General features: G+C 70.8%; 21 protein-coding genes and 1 tRNA gene. 12 read left to right on the forward strand and 10 right to left on the reverse strand.

The window, feature by feature from the left end:
• Window positions 1–4 precede the first annotated feature (4 nt).
• On the reverse strand, window positions 5–250 hold the full coding sequence (locus tag QRX50_RS21520; protein WP_285973708.1) for a hypothetical protein: 246 nt from the start codon (window positions 248–250) through the stop codon (window positions 5–7).
• 195 nt (window positions 251–445) lie between these two features.
• On the opposite strand from QRX50_RS21520, the gene QRX50_RS21525 reads away from it, so the two are divergent.
• Window positions 446–1,024 (forward strand): TetR/AcrR family transcriptional regulator, encoded by a 579-nt coding sequence (locus QRX50_RS21525; protein ID WP_285973709.1) that lies wholly within the window; start codon window positions 446–448, stop codon window positions 1,022–1,024.
• A gap of 76 nt (window positions 1,025–1,100) precedes the next feature.
• Here the strand turns inward: QRX50_RS21525 and QRX50_RS21530 are convergent, their stop codons facing one another.
• The 6 genes from QRX50_RS21530 to QRX50_RS21555 all read right to left on the reverse strand — a co-directional run bounded on the left by QRX50_RS21530 (window position 1,101) and on the right by QRX50_RS21555 (window position 6,886).
• On the reverse strand, window positions 1,101–1,961 hold the full coding sequence (locus QRX50_RS21530; RefSeq protein ID WP_285973710.1) for an alpha/beta fold hydrolase: 861 nt from the start codon (window positions 1,959–1,961) through the stop codon (window positions 1,101–1,103).
• A 103-nt stretch (window positions 1,962–2,064) separates the two neighbouring features.
• Window positions 2,065–2,421: a nitroreductase/quinone reductase family protein gene (locus tag QRX50_RS21535; RefSeq protein ID WP_285973711.1), complete on the reverse strand. Its 357-nt coding sequence runs from the start codon at window positions 2,419–2,421 to the stop codon at window positions 2,065–2,067.
• Between the two features lie 48 nt (window positions 2,422–2,469).
• Window positions 2,470–2,766 carry a hypothetical protein gene (locus QRX50_RS21540; RefSeq protein ID WP_285973712.1) on the reverse strand — a complete coding sequence of 99 codons (297 nt, stop codon included), beginning with the start codon at window positions 2,764–2,766 and terminating at the stop codon, window positions 2,470–2,472.
• Between the two features lie 281 nt (window positions 2,767–3,047).
• A tRNA-Arg gene (locus tag QRX50_RS21545) sits at window positions 3,048–3,124 on the reverse strand.
• Window positions 3,125–5,071: 1,947 nt separating this feature from the next.
• Window positions 5,072–5,650: a peptidase inhibitor family I36 protein gene (locus QRX50_RS21550; RefSeq protein WP_434533301.1), complete on the reverse strand. Its 579-nt coding sequence runs from the start codon at window positions 5,648–5,650 to the stop codon at window positions 5,072–5,074.
• 168 nt (window positions 5,651–5,818) lie between these two features.
• On the reverse strand, window positions 5,819–6,886 hold the full coding sequence (locus tag QRX50_RS21555) for a LacI family DNA-binding transcriptional regulator (RefSeq protein WP_285973713.1): 1,068 nt from the start codon (window positions 6,884–6,886) through the stop codon (window positions 5,819–5,821).
• An 83-nt stretch (window positions 6,887–6,969) separates the two neighbouring features.
• Between QRX50_RS21555 and QRX50_RS21560 the strand changes: the two genes are divergently transcribed.
• Window positions 6,970–8,151 (forward strand): MFS transporter, encoded by a 1,182-nt coding sequence (locus tag QRX50_RS21560; RefSeq protein WP_285973714.1) that lies wholly within the window; start codon window positions 6,970–6,972, stop codon window positions 8,149–8,151.
• Here QRX50_RS21560 and QRX50_RS21565 read toward each other — a convergent pair.
• A complete protein-coding gene (locus QRX50_RS21565) occupies window positions 8,125–8,763 on the reverse strand; it encodes a histidine phosphatase family protein (RefSeq protein WP_285973715.1) in 639 nt (212 codons plus the stop codon). The two genes, QRX50_RS21560 and QRX50_RS21565, sit on opposite strands and share 27 nt — an antisense overlap.
• 63 nt (window positions 8,764–8,826) lie before the next feature.
• Between QRX50_RS21565 and QRX50_RS21570 the strand changes: the two genes are divergently transcribed.
• The 9 genes from QRX50_RS21570 to QRX50_RS21610 all read left to right on the forward strand — a co-directional run bounded on the left by QRX50_RS21570 (window position 8,827) and on the right by QRX50_RS21610 (window position 23,420).
• Window positions 8,827–10,845 (forward strand): bifunctional copper resistance protein CopD/cytochrome c oxidase assembly protein, encoded by a 2,019-nt coding sequence (locus QRX50_RS21570; protein WP_285973716.1) that lies wholly within the window; start codon window positions 8,827–8,829, stop codon window positions 10,843–10,845.
• A gap of 100 nt (window positions 10,846–10,945) precedes the next feature.
• Window positions 10,946–12,622 carry an energy-dependent translational throttle protein EttA gene (gene ettA, locus QRX50_RS21575; RefSeq protein ID WP_285973717.1) on the forward strand — a complete coding sequence of 559 codons (1,677 nt, stop codon included), beginning with the start codon at window positions 10,946–10,948 and terminating at the stop codon, window positions 12,620–12,622.
• A 14-nt stretch (window positions 12,623–12,636) separates the two neighbouring features.
• Window positions 12,637–15,276, forward strand: coding sequence for a hypothetical protein (locus QRX50_RS21580; protein ID WP_285973718.1), 2,640 nt, complete (start codon window positions 12,637–12,639; stop codon window positions 15,274–15,276).
• 481 nt (window positions 15,277–15,757) lie between these two features.
• The gene (locus tag QRX50_RS21585) at window positions 15,758–20,743 is read left to right on the forward strand and encodes an NAD-glutamate dehydrogenase (RefSeq protein WP_285973719.1); all 4,986 of its coding nucleotides are present in this window, start codon (window positions 15,758–15,760) and stop codon (window positions 20,741–20,743) included.
• On the forward strand, window positions 20,740–21,162 hold the full coding sequence (locus QRX50_RS21590) for an acyl-CoA thioesterase (protein WP_285973720.1): 423 nt from the start codon (window positions 20,740–20,742) through the stop codon (window positions 21,160–21,162). The genes QRX50_RS21585 and QRX50_RS21590 overlap by 4 nt, the downstream gene beginning before the upstream one ends.
• Window positions 21,155–21,799 (forward strand): DUF8010 domain-containing protein, encoded by a 645-nt coding sequence (locus QRX50_RS21595; RefSeq protein WP_285973721.1) that lies wholly within the window; start codon window positions 21,155–21,157, stop codon window positions 21,797–21,799. The genes QRX50_RS21590 and QRX50_RS21595 overlap by 8 nt, the downstream gene beginning before the upstream one ends.
• 135 nt (window positions 21,800–21,934) lie before the next feature.
• Window positions 21,935–22,348, forward strand: a complete 414-nt coding sequence (locus QRX50_RS21600; protein ID WP_285973722.1) for an acyl-CoA thioesterase — start codon at window positions 21,935–21,937, stop codon at window positions 22,346–22,348.
• A 168-nt stretch (window positions 22,349–22,516) separates the two neighbouring features.
• Window positions 22,517–22,786 carry a hypothetical protein gene (locus QRX50_RS21605; protein WP_285973723.1) on the forward strand — a complete coding sequence of 90 codons (270 nt, stop codon included), beginning with the start codon at window positions 22,517–22,519 and terminating at the stop codon, window positions 22,784–22,786.
• A 232-nt stretch (window positions 22,787–23,018) separates the two neighbouring features.
• Window positions 23,019–23,420: a DUF6292 family protein gene (locus tag QRX50_RS21610; RefSeq protein ID WP_285973724.1), complete on the forward strand. Its 402-nt coding sequence runs from the start codon at window positions 23,019–23,021 to the stop codon at window positions 23,418–23,420.
• Here the strand turns inward: QRX50_RS21610 and QRX50_RS21615 are convergent.
• Both QRX50_RS21615 and QRX50_RS21620 read right to left on the reverse strand, forming a co-directional pair.
• Window positions 23,407–24,303, reverse strand: a complete 897-nt coding sequence (locus QRX50_RS21615; RefSeq protein WP_285973725.1) for an acyl-CoA desaturase — start codon at window positions 24,301–24,303, stop codon at window positions 23,407–23,409. The two genes, QRX50_RS21610 and QRX50_RS21615, sit on opposite strands and share 14 nt — an antisense overlap.
• Window positions 24,304–24,662: 359 nt before the next feature.
• Window positions 24,663–24,866: a cold-shock protein gene (locus QRX50_RS21620; protein WP_220243000.1), complete on the reverse strand. Its 204-nt coding sequence runs from the start codon at window positions 24,864–24,866 to the stop codon at window positions 24,663–24,665.
• 459 nt (window positions 24,867–25,325) lie between these two features.
• Here QRX50_RS21620 and QRX50_RS21625 point away from each other — a divergent pair, with 459 nt between their 5' ends.
• On the forward strand, window positions 25,326–25,514 hold the full coding sequence (locus tag QRX50_RS21625) for a hypothetical protein (protein ID WP_220242999.1): 189 nt from the start codon (window positions 25,326–25,328) through the stop codon (window positions 25,512–25,514).
• Window positions 25,515–25,548 lie beyond the last annotated feature (34 nt).

Below are 25,548 nucleotides of genomic sequence, written 5' to 3' on the forward strand. Positions count from 1 at the left end.
GCAGTCAGATTCTTTCGCAGGCGATCGTGAGGTCCACGCCGTAGAGCACGTAGGAGCATTCGTGCGAGGCGTGGGTGGCGTCGGTTTCCGTGCAGGCCAAGGGGAAACCGAGTACGTCGATGGAGCAGTAGGCGTAGAACCGGTCCGGGTTGCCGGGCACCTGGTCGGCCGCCGCGGGCAGAGCCGTGGCCACCAGTCCGCCGCACACGAGTGCGCCGGCTGTGGCCCAGGAAGCGATTCGGGTTTTCATCTTCGCCGTCCTTTCCTTCGAATGCGGGGTTTCCGCTTTCGGGAAATGCCCGGATTCCGGTGGTCCCACCCCTTGAGTCACCCCAACGTGTCACTGGAGCCGTAGCTGGCCTGTCGCGGGCATCACGGTTCGCCGACGGGAAAAAGATGACAGTCGTCATATATTATGGACGGAGATTTCCCCCGAGGAGGACGCATGGGACGCGTGTCGCGAGCCGAGGCCGATCGGCATCGCAGTGAGGTCGTCACGGCAGCCGCGCGGCTGTTCCGCGAGCGGGGCGTCGGCGGCGTCAGTGTGGCCGAGTTGATGGGCGAAGTGGGCCTCACGCAGGGCGGGTTCTACCGGCAGTTCGCGTCGAAGGAGGCGCTGGCCGGGGAAGCGGCGGCGGAGGCGTTCGAGCAGCTCGCGGCGCAGTTGCGGCGGATCCCCGAGGCGCCGGTGAGCGAGCGCCGCGCGGAGCTGGCGGCTTCGTACATGTCGCAGGAATCCCGCGATGCGCCTGGCGAAGGCTGCCCCGCCACGGCGCTCGGCGGCGAAGCGGCACGGGACGAGCAGGGGAGCCCGCTGCGCAAGTCGTATGCCGACGGCGTGCGGACGTTCCTCGACGTGCTCGCCGAGTTCGACGGTGAGTCCGCCACGCGGGAGGACCACATGGCGACGCTGGCGACGCTGGTGGGCGCGCTGTACCTGGCCCGGGGGACGGCGGGGGATCCGCTGTCGGACGAGATCCTGGAAGCCGCGCGCCGGCGGGTGGTCGAGACCTCGCACGAGTGAGTCCTTTGTGGATTTGCTTTGAGCGCACGGCAATGGTCCGGCACGGTGGTGCCGGACCATTGTCCGTTGTGGAGGATCAGCCGAGGAAGGCGTTGACGTCGCCGGCGAACTCGGCCGCGTAGTGGAACAGGAAGCCGTGCCCGGCGCCCGGGTAGAGGGCGAGGCGTGCGTTGGGCAGGTGGTCCGCCAGGACCTTCGAGTTGGGTGTGGGGACCATGATGTCGTTGTCCCCGTTGGCGACCAGCGTCGGCTGCGTGATGGCGGCGAGGCGCGCGAGGCGGCTCGGGTCCGGGATGCCCCACGCGCTGATCGCGTCGAGCTGCGCGTCGCGGGTGGCGAGCGAGACGCCCTCGTCGCGGTCCTCGGTGCGCGTGAAGATGCGCTGCACGAACTCCCAGCCCTTCGCGACGCCGGTCGGGGTCTTCGCGAAGAACAGGTGCAGCAGGTGCTCGGCGGCGGGCTCGTCGGCCGTGGCGGCGTTGCCGGTCTCGCCGGTCCAGGTGTGGAAGCCGGAGCCACCTTCGTGGCTGGTGCCGGCGAGCACGAGCCGGTTCACCAGCAGGGGCCGGATGAGGACGAGTTCCTGCGCGACGAACCCACCGAGTGAGAAGCCGAGCACGTCGATGTCGGTGAGCCCGAGCGCGTCGAGGAAGGCCAGCGCGTCGTGCGCCATGGCAGTGACGGTGCGCGGGGTGGCGCCCGAGCTGCCGCCGACGCCGGTGTTGTCGAACAGGATGACCTCGCGCTCGGCCGCGATCGTGTCGACCAGCTGCGGGTCCCAGTTGTCGAGGTTGCCGCGGAAGTGCTGCAGGAACACGAGCGGGCGCACGTCGCGCTCGGTGTTGCCGAAGCGGCGGTAGGCGTAGGTGACGCCCTTGCCGGCCTCGACGGTGAGGTTCGGGGTGGTCAGCTGGCTGGGGACGGTGGTCTGCGACATCTCCGGGACTCCTTCGACTGGGTCGATCTCCTTGTTTAGATTATGTACCTCATCTATTTGAGAGTGATAGATGACGTCCATCACCTAAACGGGGTGCTTCGACCTAGTCCAGGGGCTCCAGGCGCAGCACGGTCGTGGGCCGGCCGTCCGGGAAGTTCGCGACCTGAGCCTTGAGCACGGGCTGCGCTTCCTCGTCGCCGACGCGCCGCACGCGCCGGACGGTGTCCCGGCCTCGCGGCCCGTCCCGCTCCACGCGGCAGTACCCGGCGGCGAGCAGGTTGCGCACCCAGCCGCGGCCCTCGGGCGCGCACACGTACTGCCGGCCGCCCCGTTCCGTCACGTTCAGCACCACGGGCCGCGACTCCCCGGACCGCCGCCCGACGACGTCGACGACCCTGAGCACCGGCACCCCGTCCGCGTACGGTTCGACGGCGGCTTCCCGCACCTGCTCGACGTCCACGGCCCCTCCCTTCGTCACTCGAAGATACGGTTCGCCTACGGTCGGGCGTCAGGCGGCGTCCGATGTGGACTGTCCGGTGGTTGTCCTGTCGCTGTTCGGTTCTTCTTCCGGGCCGAAGTCGAACACCAGCTGAACTGCGGGTGGTGCCCGGCGCCGTCTGCGCGGTGTGCCGCCGAGCGGGAACGGCGCGACCGCGCTTTCACCGTGCTGCTGCGGATGATCGGCGAGGTAACGCAGCTTGAGCAGGTGCCGCCGCACGAGCCCGGCGCGCCGCGCCTCGTCGAACCACGCGCGCGCCACCCGGTTCCCGGCGCGCCGCCGGTTTCGTGATTCGTTGTGGTCCACGGGTCCTCGATGGGGTCGTCTGTGGCTGCGCGTGACCGCTCCGTCGCGCATTCCGCGTGACGGCGCCAGATAACAAGCTTGTCTCAAGTGGAACTCGGCCTGGAGCTGTTGCCCCATTCGGCCGCTGCGCGATCCGGCGTCCGGTCGCGTGGAAGATCAACGGCCGGCGCGGGCCGTCCACAGTGGGCGCTTCCGGCTCCGCCGACACGACCCGTGGCGTGGCGCCGATTTCTCGGCCCCGGCGGAAGCCGCGCGCCGACCGCGCGCGGCATTTCCGCTGGTGGTGCCCCCGGCAGGACTCGAACCTGCGACCTAGAGATTAGAAGGCTCTTGCTCTATCCAGCTGAGCTACGAGGGCCCGGGTCGACGACGGTTGCCGATCTCCAGCACCGGCAGCTTAGTCGTCGCCATCCTCTCGATCGTTCGACACCGTCGAATCGTTTCAGGTCTCGTTCGCCGGATTCGCCGGATGCCGTGCGCCTGCCCGGTCCCCACGCGGGTGATCTTGCTCGTTGCCGCGGGGGTGCGCCGGCGGCGCGTTCACCAGGGGTTCATCAGGCGCCCGGGGTTCCGCGCGGCCGTTGCCTGCCCACGACATCCCGCTCGAATGGGTGGGATCGCCACCACCTCGCGGCTGCGGTCTCGGCGGGGTGGCGAGAGGCGTGGTTTTGGCAGGTCGGTGGGTGTGGGTGGGGGTGCATGGAGGGCTCCTTACGGGGTGGGGTCGGGACTTCGGCCAGACGTGATGGATCGGTGGGCTTGCCGGGTGCACCGGGTTGGCGCGTTCGAGACGGTCGCGGCGGTCGATCAGGGTGCTCCGCCGCGGCCGCGGCGGAGTGGGGCTGGGGCTCGTCGGCCAACGCGGTGCAGCGCTGCTGAGGACGCGGTGGGACGCACGGCCGAAACGCGGGGAGGGAGACGGGCGGAGATCTTGGCATCGGTGGCTGGGTAGCGGTCGGGACAGCGGTGATGGGCGGAGTGGTCTCTGAGGCCGGAGCGGATCTGGCCCGGCGGAGGGCGGGGAGGGGGAGGGGCCCCGTGGGCGCGCTGGACACGGGGAAGGTGGCGCGCGCCCACGGGGGTGGGGCCGCTCGGGGACGGCCCCAGGGGCCGGTGATCGGTGGGGCGGCGCGGTGGGGCCGCGGGATGACCGATCAGCCGGTCCCGGTCAGCTGGTCGAGGTGGTGGCAGGTCCCGGGGCACGGTGGTGTGCGTGCCGCCGGGGTTGGTGGGCAGAGTGCGGTGGCTTCGGTGATGTTGAGGCCGGGTGTAGCGGGGTGAGGTTGCTGGGTTGGGTGCGCCTCGCGGTGAGCGGGGCGGGCGGGCAGTCGCGAGGTGGGTTCGCTGGTTGCGAAGCCCCGGACGACGGATGGCCGGTGGGACACATGCGTAGCGGGATGGGGTCGCTGGTTGGGAGTGCCCGCGGTGATCGAGTCGGGCGGACAGTCCCGAGGTGGGTTCGCTGGTTGCGAAGTCTCCGAGGACGGCAAGCCCGGTGGGGCATGGGCGCAGTGGGGTGAGGTCGCTGGTTGGGTGCGCCTCGCGGTGAGCAGGGCAGGCGGGCGTCCCGAGGTGGGTTCGCTGGTTGCGAAGTCTCCGAGGACGGCAAGCCCGGTGGGGCATGGGCGCAGTGGGGTGAGGTCGCTGGTTGGGCGCGCCTCGCGGTAAGCGGGGCGGGCGGGCAGTCGCGAGGTGGGTTCATTGGTCGCGAAGCTCCGGGAGGGAAGCCCGGCGGGGCATGGGTGTAGCGGGGTGGGTTCGTTGGTTGCGAAGCCCCGGAGGAGAGCAAGGCCGGAGGGTAGCGGGGTGAGGTTGCTGGTTGGGAGGGTCCCGAGGTGAGTGAGCCGGGCGGGCAGTCGCGAGGTGGGTTCGCTGGTTGCGAAGTCTCCGAGGGCAGCAAGCCCGGTGGGGCATGGGCGTCGCGGGCGAGGTTGTTGGTTGGGTGCGCCTCGAGGTGAGCGGGGTGGGCGGGCAGTCGCGAGGTGGGTTCGCTGGTTGCGAAGCCCTGGAGGAGCGGAAGCCCGGGCGGGGCATGGGTGTGCCGCGGCGGCGTTGTTGGTTGGGTGCGCCCCGTGGGGAGCGAGCCGGGCGGGCTGCCGCGGGGTGGGTTCGCTGGTTGCGAAGCCCCGCGGACAGCCAGCCCAGGGAGCTCGCCACGAGGAGATCTCGTTGGTGAGAGCGCCGAGGAGTCGGCAAGCCGGGTGAGTGCGGCCCGCGGCTGCGAGGCGGGAGGGTGCGCCACGGAGTGGGTGCGCCCCGGGGTGACAGGCGGGGGTGCTTGAGGCCCCGGGGTGCGGCGGGCGCGTCAGTTCCAGATTTTGATGGCGCGCACCACGAAGGGGGATTGCGGAACGTAAGTGCCGCCACCCGGGTAGGTGGTGAAGTCTCCCTCGGTCGTGCATTCTTCGCTTTGGTAGATGGTGACGTCGCGGGTCAGGCGGTTGACGAAGGAATGCCCTTCGAATCCCTCGGGCAGGGGAATGCAGTCTTCGGGATTCGCGGTGCGGAGGTCGTAGTGCTGAGTGGTGCCGGAGTAGCTTTCGGTGGTCCAGAGGCACAGTTCGCCGACGGTGCAAGCCGGGTCCGAAGTAGCCGGATGGGTGAGTGCCGGGCCGGGAGCCGAAGGGGCGAGGTGATGGGCCGTCGGAGAGGCGTGAGTCGACGGAGACGCAGAGGCGTGCGCAGGCTGGGCTGAAGGCATAGCAGAGGCGGCCTGCGAGGAAGGCGCAGCAGAAGCCATCCCCGTCCCCGCCAGCAGGCCCGCTGTTGCCAGCAGGAGCACGCGCGGCAGGCGCGCCGGCAAGCCGGGCAGGCGCGACGGTGTGGTGGGCCATCCGGAGTGGCCGGGGAAAGCGGGCAGCTTCGGCATCAGGCGTCGGAACATCGTGGGAACTCCCCCCTCGGTGGCGGCCGAAGGGGCCGCCGTGGAATGTGTGAGTTCTACGATGGCGGGTGGGGGTGGGTTTGTCTGCCCGCATTCCTACGTCTGTGGACAAGTAGTATTCCGTCGCTCGAATGGCGCGAGTTGTCCACAGATCGGTGAACGGTATTGCTAAACGGCGGCTGTGCTGTTTCGGCGGATCAACGACACCGGGAGCACCACCGGCGGAGGCGGATTGTCGCCGGCCAGCAAGTGCAGGATCAGCTCGCCCGCGGTGCGGCCCTTGCCGGCGAGGTCCTGGCGGACGGTGGTCAGCGGCGGCTCCGCCCAGGCGGCCTGGGGGGTGTCGTCGAAGCCGACCACCGAGACGTCGTCGGGCACGCGCAGGCCCAGCTGCCGGGCGGCGGCGACGGCGGCCAGCGCCAGCTGGTCGGACATGCACAGCAGCGCCGTCGGCCGAGGGGTGGCGGTCAGAAGTTCCGCGGCGCTCGCCCGGGCGGTGTCCGCCGACAGCCACGGCGCCTCGGCCACCGCGACGTCGGTCACGCCGGCCGCGGAGAGCGTCGACAGGTAGCCCGCCAGGCGCTCGCGCGTGCCGTGGAATGAGCTCGCCCGCGCGGACTCCAGGCCGGAGGGGCCCTCGGGCGACAGCCGGGGCGCGGACAGGATCGCGAACCGCCGGTGTCCCAGCTCCAGCAGGTGCCGCGCCGCCAGGACGGCCCCGCCGTGGTCGTCGCAGCCGACGCGGGCGGTGTCGGGCAGCAGGGGCTGGTCGATGACCACGAGCGGCAAGCCGCGGTCGTGCACGGCCTCCAGCGCGGGGCTGCCGTCGGCCAGTGAGTAGGCCACGGCGATGTCCGCCTGCGCCGCCAGCACGCGCTCCGACGCCGGCCCGCCGTGCGCTTCGCCGCCGGGCAAGAGCAGCAGCGCGTGGCCGGTCGGCTCCACCGCCTTCGCGAGCGCGTCGAGCGTGATCGACAGCGCCGGGTCCGAGAACGCCGCCGACAGCGACGCGTCGAGCAGGAACGCGATCGCGCCCGTCCGGCTCGTGGCGAGGCTGCGCGCGGTCGGGTTCGGCCCCGGATACCCCAGCTCCTTGGCCGCGCGCAGCACCTGTTCCCGCAGCTGCGCCGACAGCTGGTCAGGCCGGTTGTAGGCGTTCGAGACCGTCGCGCGGGACACCCCGACCGCTTCGGCGACGTCGTCCAGCGTCGGACGCCGGCGCCGGGTGCTCGTCATCGGCGGAGCATAGCGCGGCCTTGACCCTCTGAAGCGCTTAAGTCATTCTGGGCCAAGGGCTCCCGTCGACGAAGGGGTGACTGATGCGCGACCGGACGGCGGTGTTCGCGGTCTTCGCGCTCAACGGGGCGGCCCTCGGTTCGTGGGCCCCGCGCACGCCCGCCATCGCCGCCCACGTGCACGCCGTGCCGGGCGTCTTCGGGCTCGCGCTGCTCGGCGCGAGCGTCGGGATGCTGCGTGCCGCACCGGTTTCCGGCCGGATCACCGAACGCGTGGGTGCCCGCGCGGCCGTCGCGGGCAGCACCGTGGTGGCCGCCGTCGCGCTCGCGCTCGTCGGCTTCGCGCCGAACGTGCCATTGCTCGCCGGCGCCCTGTTCGTGCTCGGCGCGGGCGTGGGGTCCCTCGACGTCGCCATGAACATCGCGGGCGTCGCCGTCGAGCGCCGCACCGGCCGCGCCGTGATGCCGACGCTGCACGCCGGGTTCAGCTTCGGCGCACTCGCCGGCTCGCTGCTCGCGGGGCTGGCCGCGGGCCACGGCTGGTCGCCCGCGCGCCACCTTTCCGTGGCCGCCGTAACCGCCCTGGTCGTGCTCGTCGCCGTGCTCAAGGCCGTGCCGGGGGACCGGCCGCCGAAGGAGACCACGCCGCCGGAACGCGGGAAAGCGCCGATCCGCCGGCCCGCCCTGTGGCTGCTCGCGGCCGTCGCGCTGTGCTCGGCGATCGCCGAGCGCGCGAGCTCCGACTGGTCGGCCCTGCTCATGGTGACCGTCCACGGCGTCGGCCAGGGCGCGGCGGCGCTGGCCTACTCGGGGTTCTCGCTCGCCATGGCCCTGGCCCGGCTCGGTGGCGCGTGGAGCCAGGAACGCTTCGGCGCCACGCGTTCCCTCGCTGTCGGCGCGGGCGTGGCGGCGATCGGTCTCATCGGCACCGCCGTGTTCACGCCGGCCGCCTTCGCATACGTCGGCTTCGCGCTGGCCGGCGCCGGCCTCGCCGCGGCGTTCCCGCTGGCGCTGAGCCTGGCCGGCAGCGCCGGGAAGCGCGCCGACGGCGGAGGCGGCGAACGCGAGCTGGCGTTCGTCAGCACCATCGCCTACTCCGGCTTCCTCGCCGGTCCGCCGATGATCGGCGGCATCGCACAGGCGACGTCCTACTCCGTGTCGTTCGTGGTCGTCGGCCTCATCGCCGCGCTGATCGTGCCGGCCGCCCTCGTCGCGGCCCGCGCGCGGCGGCGTGAGGAACTAGCCCTGGGTCTCCCCGTCCGGTGACTCGCGCCACTGCCTGAACGGCCGGTCGAGCGCCCACTTGTCCCCGTCGTGCTCCAGCACGCGGTATTCGCACGTGCGCAGGTTCGACAGCGACTCGAACAGGTCCACGCTCCAGCCGAACAGCCGGCGGCACAGCAGCCGCAAGGTGAGGCCGTGGGAGACGATCAGCACGCTGCGGGGGTGAGTTCCGCCACTGTGCAGCAGCTCGGCGAGGAAACCGGCCACCCGGTCGTCCACGTCGGCGCCCGACTCGCCGAAGGGCAGCCGGTAGAAGAAGTGCCCGAACTCGTGCCGCCGCTGCCGCTGCACCTCCTGGTCCTGCGGGTCCTGGAGGTTGCCCCAGTCCTGCTCGCGCAGCCGCGGCTCCTGCACCACCCGGTCGCAGTCACTCTCGATGTCCAGCTGCCGCAGGGTCTCGCGGGTGCGCAGGTAGGGGCTCACGTACACGGCAGGGCGCTCGCCGCGCAGCAGTTCCTTGATCACCGACCCCGCCGCGGCGGCCTCCGCCCGGCCCTTCTCGGTCAGCGGGATCGCGTGGTCCGGGATCCGGGTGTAGGCGAGTTGGTCGACGCTCCCAAGGGACTCGGCGTGACGCAGCAGGATGATCCGCACGAAACCATCATGCCCGTCCGCACCCCCGTGCCGCGGGAAACGGGACCGGCCTAGTCTCGAACGGTGAGCACGGACGCAGTGACGAAACCCGAACCCACGGCGCGGCGCAGGACCAGTGTGCTGCCGCTGCTCTCAGTGGGCGTGGTGATCGCCGCCGTCGTCGCGGTCGGGCTCGTGGCGCTCACCGGTGGTGCCGGGTACCTGATCGCCGGTCTGCCCGACCCGGGGCTGGTCACGCGCTACGGCATCACGGCCGTCCGGGTGCTTGCCGAAGCCGCGTCCGTGGTCTGCGTCGGCGCGCTGCTGCTGGCCGCGTTCCTGGTGCCGCCGCAGAAGTCCGGCACGCTGGGCCCCGAGGGCTACGCCGCTGTGCGCGCGGCCGGCATCGCCGCATGGGTGTGGTTCGCCTCGTCGCTGCTCTCGGTGGCCTTCACCGCGGCCGACGGCGCCGGCAAGCCGTTCCTGGAAGTCCTTTCGCCCCAGACGCTGCTGGACCTCGTCGACGCGATCGAGCAGCCCAAGGCCTGGCTGTGGACGGCGCTCATCGCGGTGCTGCTCGCCCTCGGCTGCCGGCTCGTGCTCACGTGGGGCTGGACGGCCGTGCTGTTCTTCGTGGCCGTCGCGGGCCTGGTGCCGGTTGCCGTCACGGGGCACTCCGCGAGCGGCGGCTCGCACGACATGGCCACCAACAGCCTGCTGTTCCACCTGATCGCCGCCGCGGTGTGGGTCGGCGGTCTCGTGGCGCTGCTCGCTCTCGGCTGGCGCCGGGGTGCGCACCTTTCGCTGGCCGCCCGGCGGTTCTCCAAGCTGGCCCTGGTCTGCTGGGTCGTGATGGCGATCTCCGGCGTGATCAACGCGCTGGTGCGCATCAACCTCGGTGACCTGTTCACCACCGACTACGGCTTGCTCGTGGTCGCGAAGGTCGTCGCGCTGCTGTTGCTCGGCGTCTTCGGTCACCAGCAGCGCCAGCGCGGTGTGCGCGACCTCGTCGACGGCAAGGGCGGCGGCCAGCTGCTGCGGCTGGCGGCCGTCGAGGTGCTGATCATGTTCGTGACGCTCGGCATCGCGTCCGGCCTCGCCCGCACACCACCCCCGGCCGACGCCGTCACGCAGCCCTCCACCACCGAGCTGCTGATCGGGTACAACCTCGACGGCGCGCCCACCTTCTGGCGCCTGCTCACCGACTGGCGGTTCGACCTGGTCTACGGCACGGCCGCGATCGTGCTGGCCGGGCTCTACCTCGCCGGCGTGCGGCGGCTGCGCAAGCGCGGTGACACGTGGCCCACCGGCCGGATCGTCGCGTGGCTCGCCGGCTGCCTGGTGCTCCTGATCGCCTCGTCGTCGGGCATCGGCCGCTACTCGCCGGCGATGTTCAGCGTGCACATGGGCACGCACATGCTGCTGTCGATGGTCGTGCCCGTGTTGCTGGTGCTGGGCGGCCCGGTGACGCTCGCGCTGCGCGCCCTGCCGACCGCCGGTGCCGGCGCGCCGCCCGGGCCGCGTGAGTGGCTCCTGGCGGCCGTGCACTCGCCCGTCTCCCGGTTCCTGACGCACCCCGTCGTGGCGCTGCTGCTGTTCGTGGGCTCGTTCTACGCGCTGTACTTCTCCGGCCTGTTCGACTCCGCCCTGAACTACCACTGGGCGCACCTGGCGATGAACGCCCACTTCCTGCTCGCCGGCTACGTCTTCTACTGGCCGGTGATCGGCGTCGACCCGGCGCCGCGCAAGATCCCGCCGGTCGGCCGGCTCGGGATGATGTTCGCCGCGATGCCGTTCCACGCGTTCTTCGGCGTGATCCTGATGAACATGCAGGCCGTGATCGGCCAGGAGTTCTACACCTCATTGCGCCTGCCGTGGGTCGGCGACCTGCTCACCGACCAGCGTCTCGGCGGCGGCATCGCGTGGGCCGCGGGCGAGGTGCCCGTGCTGCTGGTGCTGATCGCGCTGCTGGTGCAGTGGGCGCGCGCCGACGAGCGCGAGGCCAAGCGCAAGGACCGCCGCGAGGAGAACACCGGCGGCGAAGAGCTGGCCGCCTACAACGCGATGCTCAAGAACCTGGCCGACGGCAAACGGGCGGAATGACCGCGCGGATGATGTCGTCCGCGTGATGTGGGCATGACCCTCGGTAGCGCGGTGGTGACCGCCGTCAGGGCGCGGATCGGGCCACTCTACGATCGCTTGTATGGCCGAGTTCATCTACACCATGAAGAAGGTGCGCAAGACCGTCGGGGACAAGGTCATCCTCGACGACGTCAGCACCGCGTTCTACCCCGGCGCCAAGATCGGCGTGGTGGGGCCGAACGGTGCCGGTAAGTCCACCGTTCTCAAGATCATGGCGGGGATCGAGCAGGCCAGCAACGGCGAGGCGTTCCTGCAGCCGGGTGCCACCGTTGGCATCCTCATGCAGGAGCCGCAGCTGGACGAGACGAAGACCGTCCGCCAGAACGTCGAGGAAGGCCTCGGCGAGACCAAGCAGAAGCTCGACCGGTACAACGAGATCGCCGAGCAGATGGCGACCGACTACACCGACGAGCTCATGGAGGAGATGGGCAAGCTCCAGGAGGAGCTCGACCACGCCGACGCGTGGGAGCTCGACTCCACGGTCGAGCAGGCGATGGACGCGCTGCGCTGCCCGCCGCCGGACGAGCCCGTCGACCACCTCTCCGGTGGTGAGCGCCGCCGGGTCGCGCTGTGCAAGCTGTTGCTGTCCGCGCCCGACCTCCTGCTGCTCGACGAGCCCACCAACCACCTGGACGCCGAAAGCGTGCTGTGGCTGGAGCAGTTCCTCATGAACTACGCCGGCGCCGTCCTGGCCGTGACCCACGACCGGTACTTCCTGGACAACGTCGCCGAGTGGATCATGGAGCTCGACCGCGGCCGCGTCGTCGGCTACGAGGGCAACTACTCCACCTACCTGGAGAAGAAGCGCGAGCGCCTCGAGGTCCAGGGCAAGAAGGACGCGAAGCTCGCCAAGCGCCTCAAGACCGAGCTCGAGTGGGTGCGGTCCAACGCCAAGGCGCGCCAGACGAAGTCGCGCTCGCGCCTCGACCGCTACGAGGAGATGGCGGCCGAAGCCGACAAGCACCGCAAGCTCGACTTCGAGGAGATCCAGATCCCGCCGGGCCCGCGCCTGGGCAGCGTGGTGGTCGAGGTCGAGAAGCTGCGCAAGGGCTTCGACGACCGCGTGCTCATCGACGGGCTGTCGTTCGACCTGCCGCGCAACGGCATCGTCGGCGTGATCGGCCCGAACGGCGTCGGCAAGACCACGCTGTTCAAGACGATCGTGGGGCTCGAGGAGCCGGACGGCGGCTCGGTCAAGATCGGCGAGACGGTCAAACTGTCCTATGTGGACCAGAACCGCGCCGGCATCGACCCGAAAAAGACGGTGTGGGAGGTCGTGTCGGACAAGCTCGACTACATCCACGTCGGGCAGACCGAAATGCCTTCGCGCGCGTATGTGAGCGCGTTCGGCTTCAAGGGTCCGGACCAGCAGAAGCCGGCGGGCGTGCTCTCCGGTGGTGAGCGCAACCGGCTGAACCTGGCGCTGACGCTCAAGCAGGGTGGAAACCTGATCCTGCTGGACGAGCCGACCAACGACTTGGACGTGGAAACCCTGGGCTCGCTGGAAAACGCGCTGGAGCAGTTCCCCGGGTGCGCCGTGGTCATCTCCCACGACCGGTGGTTCCTCGACCGGGTCGCCACGCACATCCTGGCGTGGGAAGGCACGGACGAAGACCCGGCGAAGTGGTTCTGGTTCGAGGGCAACTTCGAGGGCTACGAGAAGAACAAGGTCGAGCGCCTCGGCGCCGAAGCGGCGCGGCCGCACCGGGTCACTCATCGCAAGCTGAAGCGCGACTGACGCCGGGGGCCGGAGTGGAAGCCAGCAGGCACAACCGGTCGAGCTCGCCCGCACCCGCGGGCGGGCGGCTCGCTGCTGCCGGCGGGGCGACCCTCTCCGACCTCGGGCGGCTGATCGAGCGGGCGGACGCGCTGCACCTGCGCGCGCCCGAACTAGCCCTGGTGCTCGGCGAGCGCGCGGCCGCGCTCGCCGAGGCCGCGGGCGCGGACGAGCAGTGGATCCGCGCCGAAAGCCTCGTGGTCGCCGCGCGCGTGCGCCTCGGCGGTCGCACCTCGACCGTCGGGCGCGCGGTCGCCGCGCTGCGAGCCGCGGAGCACGCCGGGTACACCGACACGGCCGCGCGGCTGCGGATCGACCTGGCGGTGTGCGCGCGCAGCCTCGGCACGCCGCTGACCGGGCTCGCGGCGCTGCGGCCCGTGCTGTCGGAGCCGGCGGTTTCGGCCGTGCACCGCGCCGAGGCGCTGTGCCACCTCGTGGGCTGCCTCGCGCAGTTCGGCCGCAAGCCGGAGCTCGACCGCGTGCTCGTGGAGGCCGACAAGCTGGTGGTCGCCGACGAGTCACTCGACGCCGACACCCGGCTGCTCGTGCGAGCGTTGCTGCGCAACGGAGCCGCGGCCCACCGGCGCCGCCACGGTGACCTCACCGCGGCCGCCGACGCCGCCCGTACCGGCCTCGGTTTCCTGGAGAAGCTGGACAAACCCGGCGACGACGGCGGCCTCGTGCGCGTGCGGCTCGTGCTGCAGCTCGTGAGCACGCTGCTCGACCGCGGCGACACCGGCATGGCGTACGACATCGCCGAACCCATGCTGAACGAGCCCGTGCGGGCGGCGGGGGTCGCGCCCACGGCGTGGCTGCGGCTGGCCGTGGCCACGCGGATTCACCTGCCGGCGGGTGCCGGCGACGCCGCGTCGGAGCTGGTGCGCGAAGCTGTGGCGAGCACCGATCGCCACGGGCTGTCCGCGATCACCGCGCGGCTTTGGCTGGAGCTGGCGCAGATCGAGGAACGGTTCGGCAGTGCCGAGGAAGCCATCGCGTGCCTGCACCGCTCGCGTGCGGCGGAACACGTCCACTCGCGGGCTCGCCGCCAGGCGTGCGGGCTGCTCGCGGGCGAGTTCGGCGCCGACACGGTGGCGCCGCTGGACCTCGACGACGTGATCGCGCGCTCGGCGCCGCAGGGCGGCCGTCCGGTGCCGATGGCCGTGGAGCCGCCGGTGCGCGACGTCGAGACGACGGCGTTGATCCGGGCGATCCCGGCGGAACCGGCTGCCCCGGAACGGACTGCCCCGGAACCGGCGGCCGCGAAGCCGGCCGCTGCGAAGCCAGCCGTGGCGACCGCTCGGCGTGCGGAAACCCAGCCGCAGAAGGAAACCCAGCCGCAGAAGGAAATCCGGTCGCCGGCGGAAACCCCGGCGCGTCCGGAAACACGGCCGCGGCCCGCCGCACCGGCAGAGACGACGTATGTGCGCGCGGCCGGTTCGGTGCCGGAGAAGCCCGTTCGCAAGTCGGAGAAACCTGTTCGCAAGCCGGAGAAATCCGCGCCGAACACGCCGACGTGGTCCTTCGGGCGAGGGGCCGCGGAGTCGGAGGTCGAGCGGACGTCGGTGATCCCGGTGATCCGCGACGAGCCGGAACCCGCGGCGCCCGCCGAACGGACCGATGCCCCGGCCGAACAGGTCGCTCGCTTCACGCTGTCCGCGCCGCGGGCCGAGGCTCCGGAACGACCGCGCGTCGCCGAGCCGCCCGCGCCACCGGCCAAGCGGCCCGTGAACGGGTCGCACTCGTCTTCTCGCCAGGCATCCGCGGGAACCGGCCGCCGGGCGGCACCCGAACGGCCGGCGGCGTTGCCGGGCTGGGTCAAGCCGTTCAAGAAGCCCGAAGCCGTGCCGGCTCCGCAACCGAAGCCGGAACCCGTCGCCGAGGTCGTGCGCGAAGAGCCGGCCCCGCAGCCCCCGGCCGTGGCCGAGGACCTGCCGCGCCTGTCGCTGCCGGACCTGTCGGACATTCTGCCCGAACTGCCGATGGCCCCCGCGCCCGCGGAGGAGCCCGCCGCGCCGCTCTGGGAGAGCGACGAGTGGGCCCGTGAGGAACGCGCGCGCCGTGACGAGGTCTCCCGCGGCCGCAAGACCCGGCACGACGCGGAACACGGTTCGGTCGCCGCGCGGTCCGTGCTGGACCGCCTGGGGATCTCCGGGGGCAGCGGTGGCGGTCGCCGGCGCGCGGACGAGGCCGGCGCGCGCGAGGAAACCGCGCGCACGGAGGAGCCCGAGGCCGTCTCCGACGTGACGGACCCGCCGTGGAAGCGCGAGACCCCGGACCTGGCACCGGCGCCGCGTGACGAAGCGGTGTCCGAGGAAGCCGTGGACCCGTGGCTGCCCCGGCTGCGGATGCCGCCGGCTCTGGATCCGCTCGAGGACTTCGACTCGTGGACGCCGACGTCGCAGCCCTTCCCGGAGAGCTACGCGCGGGCGATCGCCGAGGACGAGCCGCCGCCGGACGCCGGGCTGGCCGAGCTGCTGGCCCGCGCGCTGGCCGAACACCAGGCGGGAACGGCGAGTGCCGCCGCGCTGGTGAAGCGGCTGGGCTCCGAAGACGACGACAAGCGCCGTCCGGTCAACGGGCACGCGTCGGGGGAGCGCAAGCGCAACGGCGACTGAGGCCGGCTCCGAACCCCTGTCCGCGCAACGCACCTTTGGCGTACCCGAAAACCGATGAGCTCCACCGGGTTTGACGACGCCGGCTTCGGGGCACCTCTCCGTCGGATCACGGCATCGGGGTCGCCCGTCCGGGCGGTTTCGGTGTGGGGATCCTCGCAGTGCCGGAAGGCAACCTTTTCCGGTCTGGCCGCCGCGGTTCCGTGCGGCCGCTCGCGGACTGAACCGATCACGAACCCGGTCCGGCACCACCGGACACCCGGGGCGCGCCCAGTGCCAAGGGATTCCCCCGTGAACGGGTATCACCCGACTCCCGGGTAGCTGAACCGATCAACGCCGAAAGTCCTCGTCCTGTAAGGCAAACGTAAGTCTGGACAACTCCTGGTCTTTGTCACGGGCCCGGCGGGGTCGGATTAGTGTGGGGGTGTCCGCCACGTTGTGGTGACGGACGCGTCTCGATCTCGAAACTGGAGAGTTGTCTCACATGAGCTCGACGGGAGTCTCGTCCCCGCCCGGAACAGATGTCGGTGCCGAGGTCGGCGCGTTGCGTCGCTCGGCCAGCCCGGAGCAGCTCCGGGACGAGCTGATCGACGCCGCCGCGGCGTTGGCGCCCGAGATCGGTGACCTGATCCGCCTGTACTACCGCCACATCCCGGCCGAGGAGATCGTCGGTGACGACCCCGTGGCGCTCGTCGGCGCGGTGCGCTCGCACTTGCAGTTGGCGAAGCAGCGCATGCCGGGACGCCCGGCGGTCCGGCTGCTGAACCCCACCGCGGCGCAGGACGGCTGGACCCGCGAGGCCACCGTCGTGCAGGTGGTCACCGACGACATGCCCTACCTCGTCGACAGCGTGGCGGCCGAGTTCGCGCGCGACGGCGTGCAGGTGCACCGCATCGTCCACCCGATCGTCGTGGTCAGCCGCGACGTCACGGGCGAGCTCGCGGGCCTGCACCCCGACGCAGACCCGGCGAACCCGCCGGCGATGTCGGCGGCCGAGTCGTGGATGTACCTCGAGATCGACCTCGTCACCGACCCGAACCGCGCCCGCGAGCTGGACAACCGGCTCGCCTCCGTGCTGGGTGACGTCCGCGAGGTCGTCGAGGACGCCGACAAGATGGCGCAGACGGCGGTCTCCGTCGCGGAGTTCCTGGACCAGAACCCGCCGAAGCTGCCCGACCTCGCGCAGGTCGACGAGGGCGCCCGGCTGCTGCGCTGGCTCGCCGACGGTCACTTCACCTTCCTCGGCTACCGCCGCTACGAGCTGGTGGAGAATCCGCACCCCGACTCCGACGAGCCGGCGCTGCGCGCGGTCCTCGCGTCGGGCCTCGGTGTACTGCGCCAGGACAGCCTCGCCGCCCGCAGCCTCACCGCGGGCCCGGACGACTACGCCAACGCGCTTTCCCCGACCCTGCTAGTGCTCACGCAGGCGAGCGCGCCCTCGACCGTGCACCGGCCGGTGTACCCGTACTACGTCGGCGTGAAGACGTTCGACGACGAGGGCAACGTGACCGGCGAGCACCGGTTCCTCGGCATGTTCACCACCACGGCGCTGCACGAGAACGTGCTCGACATTCCCGTGGTGTGCAAGCGCGTGCGCGAGGTCATCCACCGCGCCGGGTTCCCGATGGAGTCGTTCTCCGGTCAGCGGATGCTGGAGGTGCTGCAGAACTGGCCGCGCGCCGACCTGTTCTCCGCCGACACCGATTCGCTCTACGCCACCACGACCGGCGCCATCACGCTTTCAGACCGCCGCCGGCTGCGGCTATTCCTGCGCCGCGACCCGTACGGCCGCTTCTACTCCTGCCTGGTCTACCTGCCGCGCGACCGCTACACCACGCGTTCGCGGCTGGCGATGCAGAAGGTGCTGCTGGAGGAGCTGGAAGGCACTCAGCTCGAGTACAGCGCGCGCATCGGCGAGACCGTGCTCGCGCAGGTGCACTTCATCGTGCACACCGACCCCGCGCACCGGATCGAGCCCGACACGCTGCGGATCCAGGAACGGCTCAACACCGTCGTGCGCAGCTGGGACGACCGCATGGTCGAGGCGATCCTCGCCGAGCGCCGCGAGCGCGCGGGCGACGGCCAGCCGGTCGGCGTGATGGGCGAGGAGTCCGCCGTCGACCAGGGCCAGCGCTTCGCCGCGGTGTTCCCCGAGGGCTACAAGGAGGACTTCACCGCCGACGAGGCACTCGCCGACCTGCGCAAGCTCGACACGCTGGCCGACGAGGGCGACCTCGCGCTGTCGTACTACCTGCCCGCCGACGCCGAGCCGGGCGAGCGCCGCTTCAAGCTCTATCTGCGCGGCGAAGGCGTGACGCTGTCGAAGGTCCTGCCGGTGCTGCAGGCCATGGGCGTCGAGGTCGTCGACGAACGGCCGTACGAGCTGTTCCGCGAAGACGGCGGCGCCAGCTGGATCTACGACTTCGGCCTGCGCATCGAGGCGAAGTACCTCGACGAGAGCAGCACCGTCGCGCTCGACGCGCTGCGCGAGCGGTTCCAGGACGCGTTCCACGCGGCGTGGCGCGGCGACGCGGAGGTCGACGGCTTCAACGGCCTCGTGCTGCGCGCCGGCCTCACGTGGCGCCAAGCGGCCGTGCTGCGCGCGTACTCGCGTTACCTGCAGCAGGCCCGCAGCCCGTTTTCCCAGTCCTACATCCAGAACACGGTGCTCGAGCACACCGAAGTGGCCATGCGGCTGCTGAACCTGTTCGAGACGCGCTGCGACCCGCAACTGTCCGATGTGGACCGCAAGACGCGGGAGGACTCGCTCGTCGGCGAGATCACCGCGATGATCGACGAGGTCACGAGCCTCGACGAGGACCGCATCCTGCGCCGCCTCATGGACGTGATCAACGCGACGCTGCGCACGAACTACCACGTGACGGACGCGGACGGCGCCTCGCGGCCGTACCTCGCGATCAAGCTCGACCCGAGCGGCGTGCCGGACCTGCCGGAACCGCGGCCGAAGTTCGAGATCTTCGTGTACTCGCCGCGTGTGGAAGGTGTGCACCTGCGCTTCGGCGAGGTCGCGCGCGGTGGCCTGCGCTGGTCCGACCGGCGTGAGGACTTCCGCACCGAGGTGCTCGGCCTGGTCAAGGCGCAGGCGGTGAAGAACGCCGTGATCGTGCCCGTGGGCGCGAAGGGCGGCTTCGTGGTGAAGCGCCCGCCGGCTCCCACCGGCGACGCGAGCCTCGACCGCGACGCGCAGCTGACCGAGGGCATCGCGTGCTACCGCATGTTCATCTCGGGCCTGCTGGACCTGACCGACAACCGCGTCGAGGGCAAGACCGTGCCCGCGCCGGGCGTGGTGCGCCACGACGCCGACGACAGCTACCTCGTCGTCGCGGCCGACAAGGGCACCGCGAAGTTCTCCGACATCGCCAACGAGGTCTCGGGCCAGTACGGCTTCTGGCTCGGCGACGCGTTCGCCTCCGGCGGCTCGGTCGGCTACGACCACAAGGCCATGGGCATCACCGCCAAGGGCGCGTGGGAGAGCGTGAGGCGGCACTTCCGCGAGCTGGGCAAGGACACCCAGACCGAGGACTTCACGACCGTCGGCATCGGCGACATGATGGGCGACGTCTTCGGCAACGGCATGCTGCTCAGCGAGCACATCCGCCTCGTGGCTGCGTTCAACCACATGCACGTGTTCCTCGACCCGAACCCGGACGCCGCGTCGTCGTTCGCGGAGCGGCGCCGGCTGTTCGACCTCCCGCGCAGCTCGTGGGACGACTACGATCGCTCGCTCATCAGCGAGGGCGGCGGCATCTACCCGCGCTCGGCCAAGACGATCCCGATCAGCCCGCAGGTGCGCGAGGCGCTCGGCATCGCCGAAGGCGTCACGCACCTGCCGCCGATGGAGCTCATCCAGGCGATCCTGCTGGCGCAGGTCGAGTTGCTGTGGAACGGCGGCATCGGCACCTACGTCAAGGCGGAGACCGAAACCCACGGCGACGCGGGCGACAAGGCCAATGACGCGATCCGCGTCAACGGCAACCAGCTGCGCGTGAAGGTCGTGGGCGAAGGCGGCAACCTGGGCCTGACCCAGCTCGGCCGTATCGAGTTCGCGCGGGCCGGCGGCAAGATCAACACCGACGCGCTGGACAACTCCGCCGGCGTCGACTGCTCCGACCACGAGGTCAACATCAAGATCCTGCTGGATCACCTCGTGGCGACCGGGGACCTCGAGCACACGCGGCGCAACTCGCTGCTGGAGGAGATGACCGACGAGGTCTCCGACCTGGTGCTGGCCGACAACTACCGGCAGAACGCGGTGCTCGGCGTGAGCCGGGCCCACGCCGGCCCGATGGTGTCGGTGCACGCGCGCCAGGTGTCGTCGCTCGTCGCGAAGGGTGCCTTCGACCGCAAGCTGGAAGCCCTGCCCTCGTCCTCGGAGTTCCGTGCGCTGGAGAAGGCGGGCGAAGGCCTGTCGTCGCCGGAGCTCGCGACGCTGCTGGCCCACGTGAAGCTCGACCTCAAGGACGAGCTGCTGGCCAGCGAGCTGGTCGACTCCGAGGTGTTCACGCGCCGGCTGCCGGAGTACTTCCCGAAGCCGCTGCGTGAGCAGTTCACCGACGCGATCACGCAGCACCCGCTGCGCCGCCAGATCATCACCACGCTCGTGACCAACGAGCTCGTGGACGGCGGCGGCATCTCGTTCGTCTTCCGCCTCATGGAGGAGATGAACGCGACGGCGACCGACGCGGTGCGCGCGTACGCCGTGGTCACCCACGTCTACGACCTGCCGAAGCTGTGGGCCGAGATCGACGCGCTCGACAACGTGGTGCCCACCGCGGTCGCCGACGCGATGGTGCTGGAGACGCGCCGGCTGCTCGACCGCGCCGCCCGCTGGTTCCTCACCAACCGCCCGCAGCCGCTCGCGCCGCTGGCCGAGATCAACCGGTTCGGCCCGGTCGTCGCGGAGCTCGGCCCGAAGCTGGGCGACCTGCTGCGCGGCCGCGAGCTGGAGTCGGTGGAGGAGCACGCCGGCAAGCTCGTCGCCGACGGCGTGCCCGCCGATCTCGCCCGCCGTGTGGCGCTGCTGCTGCACAGCTACGGCCTGCTCGACGTCGTCGAGGTCGCCGAGCTGGCGGAGCAGCAGGTGGGGCTCGACGCGATGCACAGCCCGGCCGACACCGCCGAGCTGTACTACGCGCTGTCGGACCACCTGGCCGTGGACAAGATGCTCACCGAGATCAGCGCGCTCGAACGCGGCAACCGCTGGCACGCCCTCGCGCGCCTGTCGCTGCGCGACGACGTGTACGGCTCGCTGCGCGCCATCACGCTCGACGCGCTGCGCCACAGCGACCTGGACGTGGACACCGACGCGAAGATCGCGCAGTGGGAGAAAACCAACGCGTCGCGGCTGTCGCGCGCCCGCGTGGCGCTCGACGAGATCACCCGCTCCGGGCGCCTCGACCTCGCGACCCTGTCGGTGGCGGCGCGCCAGATCAGGAGCACAGTCCGTTGACCTACGTTTCGCACGTCCGGCCACGTTGGTCGGACATGGACCTGTACGGGCACGTCAACCACGCCAACATGGTGACGCTCCTGGAAGAGGCGCGGATCCCGGTGCTGTTCGGTGACGCGGTGAAAGCCGGGCTCACCGAGCTGCCCAAAGGCGTGATCGTGGTGAAGCTCGGCGTGCACTACCGCGCGCCGATCGTCGTCACGCCCGAGACGTCGGTGCGGGTGGAGATCACGCTCACCGAGATGAAGGCGGCCACCGTCACGCTGGCCTACGTCGTGCACACCGGGCCCGAGGAGTCGGACCCGGTGGCCGCGACCGCGGAGACCGTGCTGGCGCCGTACGACACCGTCAAGCTGCGGCCGCGGCGCCTTTCCGCCGAGGAGACCGAGTTCCTGAAGAAAGTGTTCGCCGATGCCTGAGCTGCGCATCCCCGACGCGGGCGACCGAGACACGCTCGGCGCGTTCGTCGCCCGCGCGGTGCGGCTCGACGGCAACACCGCGGTACGGCTGCGCAACCGGGTTTCCGGCGACGGTGGCGTTGTCGAAGCGTGGACGGCCACGCCGTTCGAGGTCCTCGCCACCCGCGCGGTGGCGGGGACCGTGACCCCGGCCGATATCACCGTGTCGGGCAACGAGCTGCTGGCGGCCCTCACGGTCGCCGGCGGCGAGGTCATGGACCCCGGTCCCGCGCGCGATCTGCTCTGGCACGCGGAGCTGCCCGCGCCCGGCCGCTGGCAGCTCGTGGACGACCTGCCGGTCGGCGTGGTGTCCGACCTGGCCGACCGCGGCGTCACGCTCGCCCGCGACAACGTCGGCCCGCACGGCACGCCGCCGGCGTCCCTGATGGATCAGACCGTGCTCACCGTGACCGGCGGCGAGCTCGAGGTGAAGGTGCAGCTGCGCTGCCTGTTCGCCTTGTCCGGGATGGGCTTGTTCGACTCGTCCATCGCCGGCGACGTGGTCCGCGTGACAGCCACGGACTCGTGGCTCCGGCTGGATGCCCGATATGGGGCAGTACTGAAGAGAAGGCACGCGTTGTTGCCCCTTCTCTTCTGATATGCCCGATTCCCGGGCAGACGTGGTGCCTGCCGTTGCTGACGATCATCGTGGAACCATGATCGTCAGCGACGGTAATTACTGCTCGACGAACTTCAGTGCCACCGTGTTGGCTCTTGCCGGAAGACCGGTCCGATGAGTCACGTCACGCACATCCGGCCGCGCTGGTCGGACATGGACGCCTTCGGACACGTCAACCACGCCAAAATCGTCACGATGCTCGAAGAGGCGCGGATCGAGGTGTTTCCCGAGGCGGCCGCGCTGGGGCTCGTCGAGATGACCAAGGGCATCGTGGTCGCGAAACTCGAAGTGCACTACCGGCGCCCGGTCGTCGTCGAGGCAGGCACACCGGCCCGGGTCGAGGTCACGCTGACCCGGCTGCGGGCCGCCAGCCTCACGTTGGCCTACCGACTGCACACGGGGCCGGACGAATCGGACCCGGTGGCCGTGACGGCGGAAACGTTGATCGCGCCGTTCGACACCGTCACGCACCGGCCCCGGCGGATCACGCCGGCCGAGGGGCAGTTTTTCACGAAGACATTCGGCTGACTCGCGGGCGAAGCAGACCTTTTCGCGTGCCTCGCCCGGTCATCGTGTCTGTCACTTTGTCTGGAATGACGCCGATTCAGGCAGGTGGCATTGCCCCTTCTCTCCTCGAATTGTTGTGATTTTCTTGTGGCCGTGGTGCTTTCACAGTTGTGGTGCGAGGGTGGGTGGATGACCGACTCCGACGGCGACCCGACGGCGGAATTCCTCGCCGACGTGCGCGCCGAGCAGATCCCGTGGCGTACCGACCGCCCGGTGGACGCCGAGGAGCCCGAAGGCGTGGGGCAGCAGATCACGCGAGGGCGTTTTTCGAGGGTCGGCCGAGCCGTGGGTGAGGCCGCTCCATATGTGCAGGCCGCATTGTTCGCGGCGTGGATCGCCACGTCAGTGGCCGATTCCGGCAACGGTTCGGGTGGAATGAACGGAGGTCAGAGCGGTTAGGTGGTCCCCGTGGACCGAAACTCCGGGTAGAGTCGGTGCCGGATCAGCCGCCGATGTCCGATTCGGCGCGACCTCGAACACCGCACCGCCGGTTGTCGTGACTTTTTGCGCGCACGCGGGCCGCAGGCCGTTTCCGCCCGCCAGAGCCGAATTGCCGACGGTGGAGGGGAGACCCATGCTCCTGTCCGGTCCCGATCGTCTGACAACCGAAGCCGTACACGAAGACCCACTGGTGCTGAGACGCGCGCTGGTCGGTTACGTGCGCGCGGTGGCCGAAGCCGTGGACGTCTCCGTGGAGGGGACGTCGTGCGAGGTCGCCGACACGGTCACGGCCTACGTGGCACTGAGCCGCCGCTCGCCGCGCTACCCCGGCCGTGACCTGATGTTGCTCTGGAACTCCCGGCAGGGCTGGACGCTTTCCGTGGAGACGCGGCCGGCCGAGCCGCCGCTCGTCGTCGCGCGTCTGGGTGGAGACGTCGTCCCGGAGCCCGCCCTCGTCGGCCGGTTCGTCGTCGAGGTCGTCTCGGCCCCCGACAACGGCGCGTGGACCACGCCGCCCAGCCGCGCCGCCGATCGGGGCGAGCTGGCGGCCCGGCTGGAACGACGTGTCCGCCCCGTCGTCAGGCGGTCTTGAGCTTTCGCGCCAGCCGCTCCGGGCGGGGCCAGCGAACCTGAGACGCCCAGTTCAGCTTCTCGAACAGCCAGATGAGCCGAGCCGACGTGTCCAGCTGGCCCCGGCCCACGCCGTGGCGGGCGCCGGTCGGGTCGGCGTGGTGGGAGTTGTGCCACGACTCGCCGAACGACAGGATCGCCAGCGGCCAGAAGTTGGCCGAGCGGTCCCGCGCCTCGAAGGGGCGCTCACCGATCATGTGGCACAACGAGTTCACCGACCACGTCACGTGGTGCAGCGCCGCCACGCGCACGAGCCCGGCCCAGAAGAACGCCGTGAGCGCGCCCCACCAGCTCATCGTGGCGAGGCCGCCGATCAGCGCCGGCGCCAGCAGCGTCACGGCGGTCAGCACGGGGAAGAGGCCGTCGATGCGGCGGATGTCCGGATCGTCGAGCAGGTCCGGAGCGAAGCGGCGCGAGTTGGTCTTGTCGCGGTCGAACAGCCAGCCCATGTGCGCGTGCCAGAAACCCTTGGCCAGCGCGGCGGGCGTGGTGCCGAAGCGCCACGGGGAGTGCGGGTCGCCGTCGCGGTCGGAGTAGGCGTGGTGGCGGCGGTGGTCGGCGACCCACGCGATCACGGGGCCCTGCATCGCCATGCTGCCGGCCACGGCGAGCGCGATCCGCAGGCCGCGACGGGCGCGGAAGGCGCCGTGGGTGAAGTACCGGTGGAAACCGATCGTGATGCCGAGGCCGGTGAGGTAGTAGAAACCGACGGCGAGGCCGATGTCGAGCCAGCTGAGCCCCCAGCCCCAGGCCAGGGGCACCGCGGCGACGACCGCCAGCAGGGGGACCACGGCGAACAGCTTCACGAGAAAGGCTTCGGTGCCCGTCTTGCGGCCGGCGAGCATGGGCTCGGGCGCGGGCCGTTCACGGACGGCTGTCGCCGTGCTCGACGCGGTTGGGGCAGGGGAGGGAAGGGTGGCGCGAGGGGTGTCGATGCTGGAACGCTCCTGTCGAGCTGGTCCGGTCGCTGCACCCTGCAGGACCGAGGCCGGTTCGACGGTGTGCCCGGGCAGCGATGCCAGTCTGGGGTACACACCGTTCGTGCGGTCCGGCCTCGAGGGCCGGCCACGACCTTCTCGTTCAACGAACCGCTCGCCCGCGAGGTTCCCGGCGATGTTCCTCAGGAGGTTCCCCGGTACTTCCCCGAGAACGGCCGAGGGGCCGGTGCACGTGGCACCGACCCCTCGGAGAAACCGTTGTGACGTCAGAGAATCGTGACGGAAGTGGCCTGCGGCCCCTTCTGGCCCTGGCCGATCTCGAACTCCACGCGCGCGTTCTCCTCCAGGCTACGGAAACCGTTGCCCTGGATTTCGGAGTAGTGCACGAACACGTCGCCACCGCCGTTGTCCGGCGTGATGAAGCCGAAGCCCTTTTCGGCGTTGAACCACTTCACGGTGCCTTGCGTCATAAATGTCTCCACCACTGAAAACGATCGAGGTACCACTTCGGCACCCGGGTCGAAGACCGACGGTTTGATCTTCCGGTGACGGAGAACCACTACGCCCGCGCATCTTGCGAGCGTGGCTGCGGGGAGTACCCACCGCACGAACACAAAATATGACCGCGGCCAGTTAACCATGTCGGACGCGGTCGCACCAGCCCGCTGATCAGGTGGGCCACGGTGGCTGGAACCAGTCAACCCTGTCTGTCCCTTGTGGACAAAAGGTGGACCGGCGCTGGTGCTGACCAGTGCTTCATTGTGCTCGTGGGGGCACGTCGTGTAGCGTCGGTCACGTCGAGAGAGTTCTCCCGCGCGCCGGCAGCAGAGCCGGCGTCGTCTTCGGCCGACCGCGAGGCCCGAGCCGGCTGCTCGGTCCGGCCGTCGTCCCACCTGTCTCTCGACGACTGCATTTCACAGAGGAGCCTGATGCGCTCGGAACGTCGTCCGCTGTCCCCCGACACCAGTGAGTTCGCCCGAGCCCGCGTCTCCGCGGAGCTGGGGCTGCGCCACCAGCGCGACCAGGCCGCCCGGACCGTCGCCGGCCGTGCTCGCGACGTGGACGACCTGCGTGGCCTGCTGGCCATGCTGGGACTCGAGGCCGGAGCCCGCGGCTAGCTTTCCCGCTCCACTGACCTTCCCTCTCGACCAG

It is taken from the genome of Amycolatopsis sp. 2-15, from assembly GCF_030285625.1.
GTDB lineage: Bacteria > Actinomycetota > Actinomycetes > Mycobacteriales > Pseudonocardiaceae > Amycolatopsis > Amycolatopsis carbonis.

What these genes read in the sequence shown, in the direction of transcription:
- QRX50_RS21525 (WP_285973709.1), top strand. Translation starts at nt 446, where the DNA reads ATGGGACGCGTGTCGCGAGCCGAGGCCGATCGGCATCGCAGTGAGGTC.
- QRX50_RS21560 (WP_285973714.1), top strand. Translation starts at nt 6,970, where the DNA reads ATGCGCGACCGGACGGCGGTGTTCGCGGTCTTCGCGCTCAACGGGGCG.
- QRX50_RS21600 (WP_285973722.1), top strand. Translation starts at nt 21,935, where the DNA reads ATGAGTCACGTCACGCACATCCGGCCGCGCTGGTCGGACATGGACGCC.
- QRX50_RS21595 (WP_285973721.1), top strand. Translation starts at nt 21,155, where the DNA reads ATGCCTGAGCTGCGCATCCCCGACGCGGGCGACCGAGACACGCTCGGC.
- QRX50_RS21625 (WP_220242999.1), top strand. Translation starts at nt 25,326, where the DNA reads ATGCGCTCGGAACGTCGTCCGCTGTCCCCCGACACCAGTGAGTTCGCC.
- QRX50_RS21615 (WP_285973725.1), bottom strand. Translation starts at nt 24,303, where the DNA reads ATGCTCGCCGGCCGCAAGACGGGCACCGAAGCCTTTCTCGTGAAGCTG.
- ettA (WP_285973717.1), top strand. Translation starts at nt 10,946, where the DNA reads ATGGCCGAGTTCATCTACACCATGAAGAAGGTGCGCAAGACCGTCGGG.
- QRX50_RS21620 (WP_220243000.1), bottom strand. Translation starts at nt 24,866, where the DNA reads ATGACGCAAGGCACCGTGAAGTGGTTCAACGCCGAAAAGGGCTTCGGC.
- QRX50_RS21605 (WP_285973723.1), top strand. Translation starts at nt 22,517, where the DNA reads ATGACCGACTCCGACGGCGACCCGACGGCGGAATTCCTCGCCGACGTG.
- QRX50_RS21530 (WP_285973710.1), bottom strand. Translation starts at nt 1,961, where the DNA reads ATGTCGCAGACCACCGTCCCCAGCCAGCTGACCACCCCGAACCTCACC.
- QRX50_RS21555 (WP_285973713.1), bottom strand. Translation starts at nt 6,886, where the DNA reads ATGACGAGCACCCGGCGCCGGCGTCCGACGCTGGACGACGTCGCCGAA.
- QRX50_RS21585 (WP_285973719.1), top strand. Translation starts at nt 15,758, where the DNA reads ATGAGCTCGACGGGAGTCTCGTCCCCGCCCGGAACAGATGTCGGTGCC.
- QRX50_RS21550 (WP_434533301.1), bottom strand. Translation starts at nt 5,650, where the DNA reads ATGTTCCGACGCCTGATGCCGAAGCTGCCCGCTTTCCCCGGCCACTCC.
- QRX50_RS21520 (WP_285973708.1), bottom strand. Translation starts at nt 250, where the DNA reads ATGAAAACCCGAATCGCTTCCTGGGCCACAGCCGGCGCACTCGTGTGC.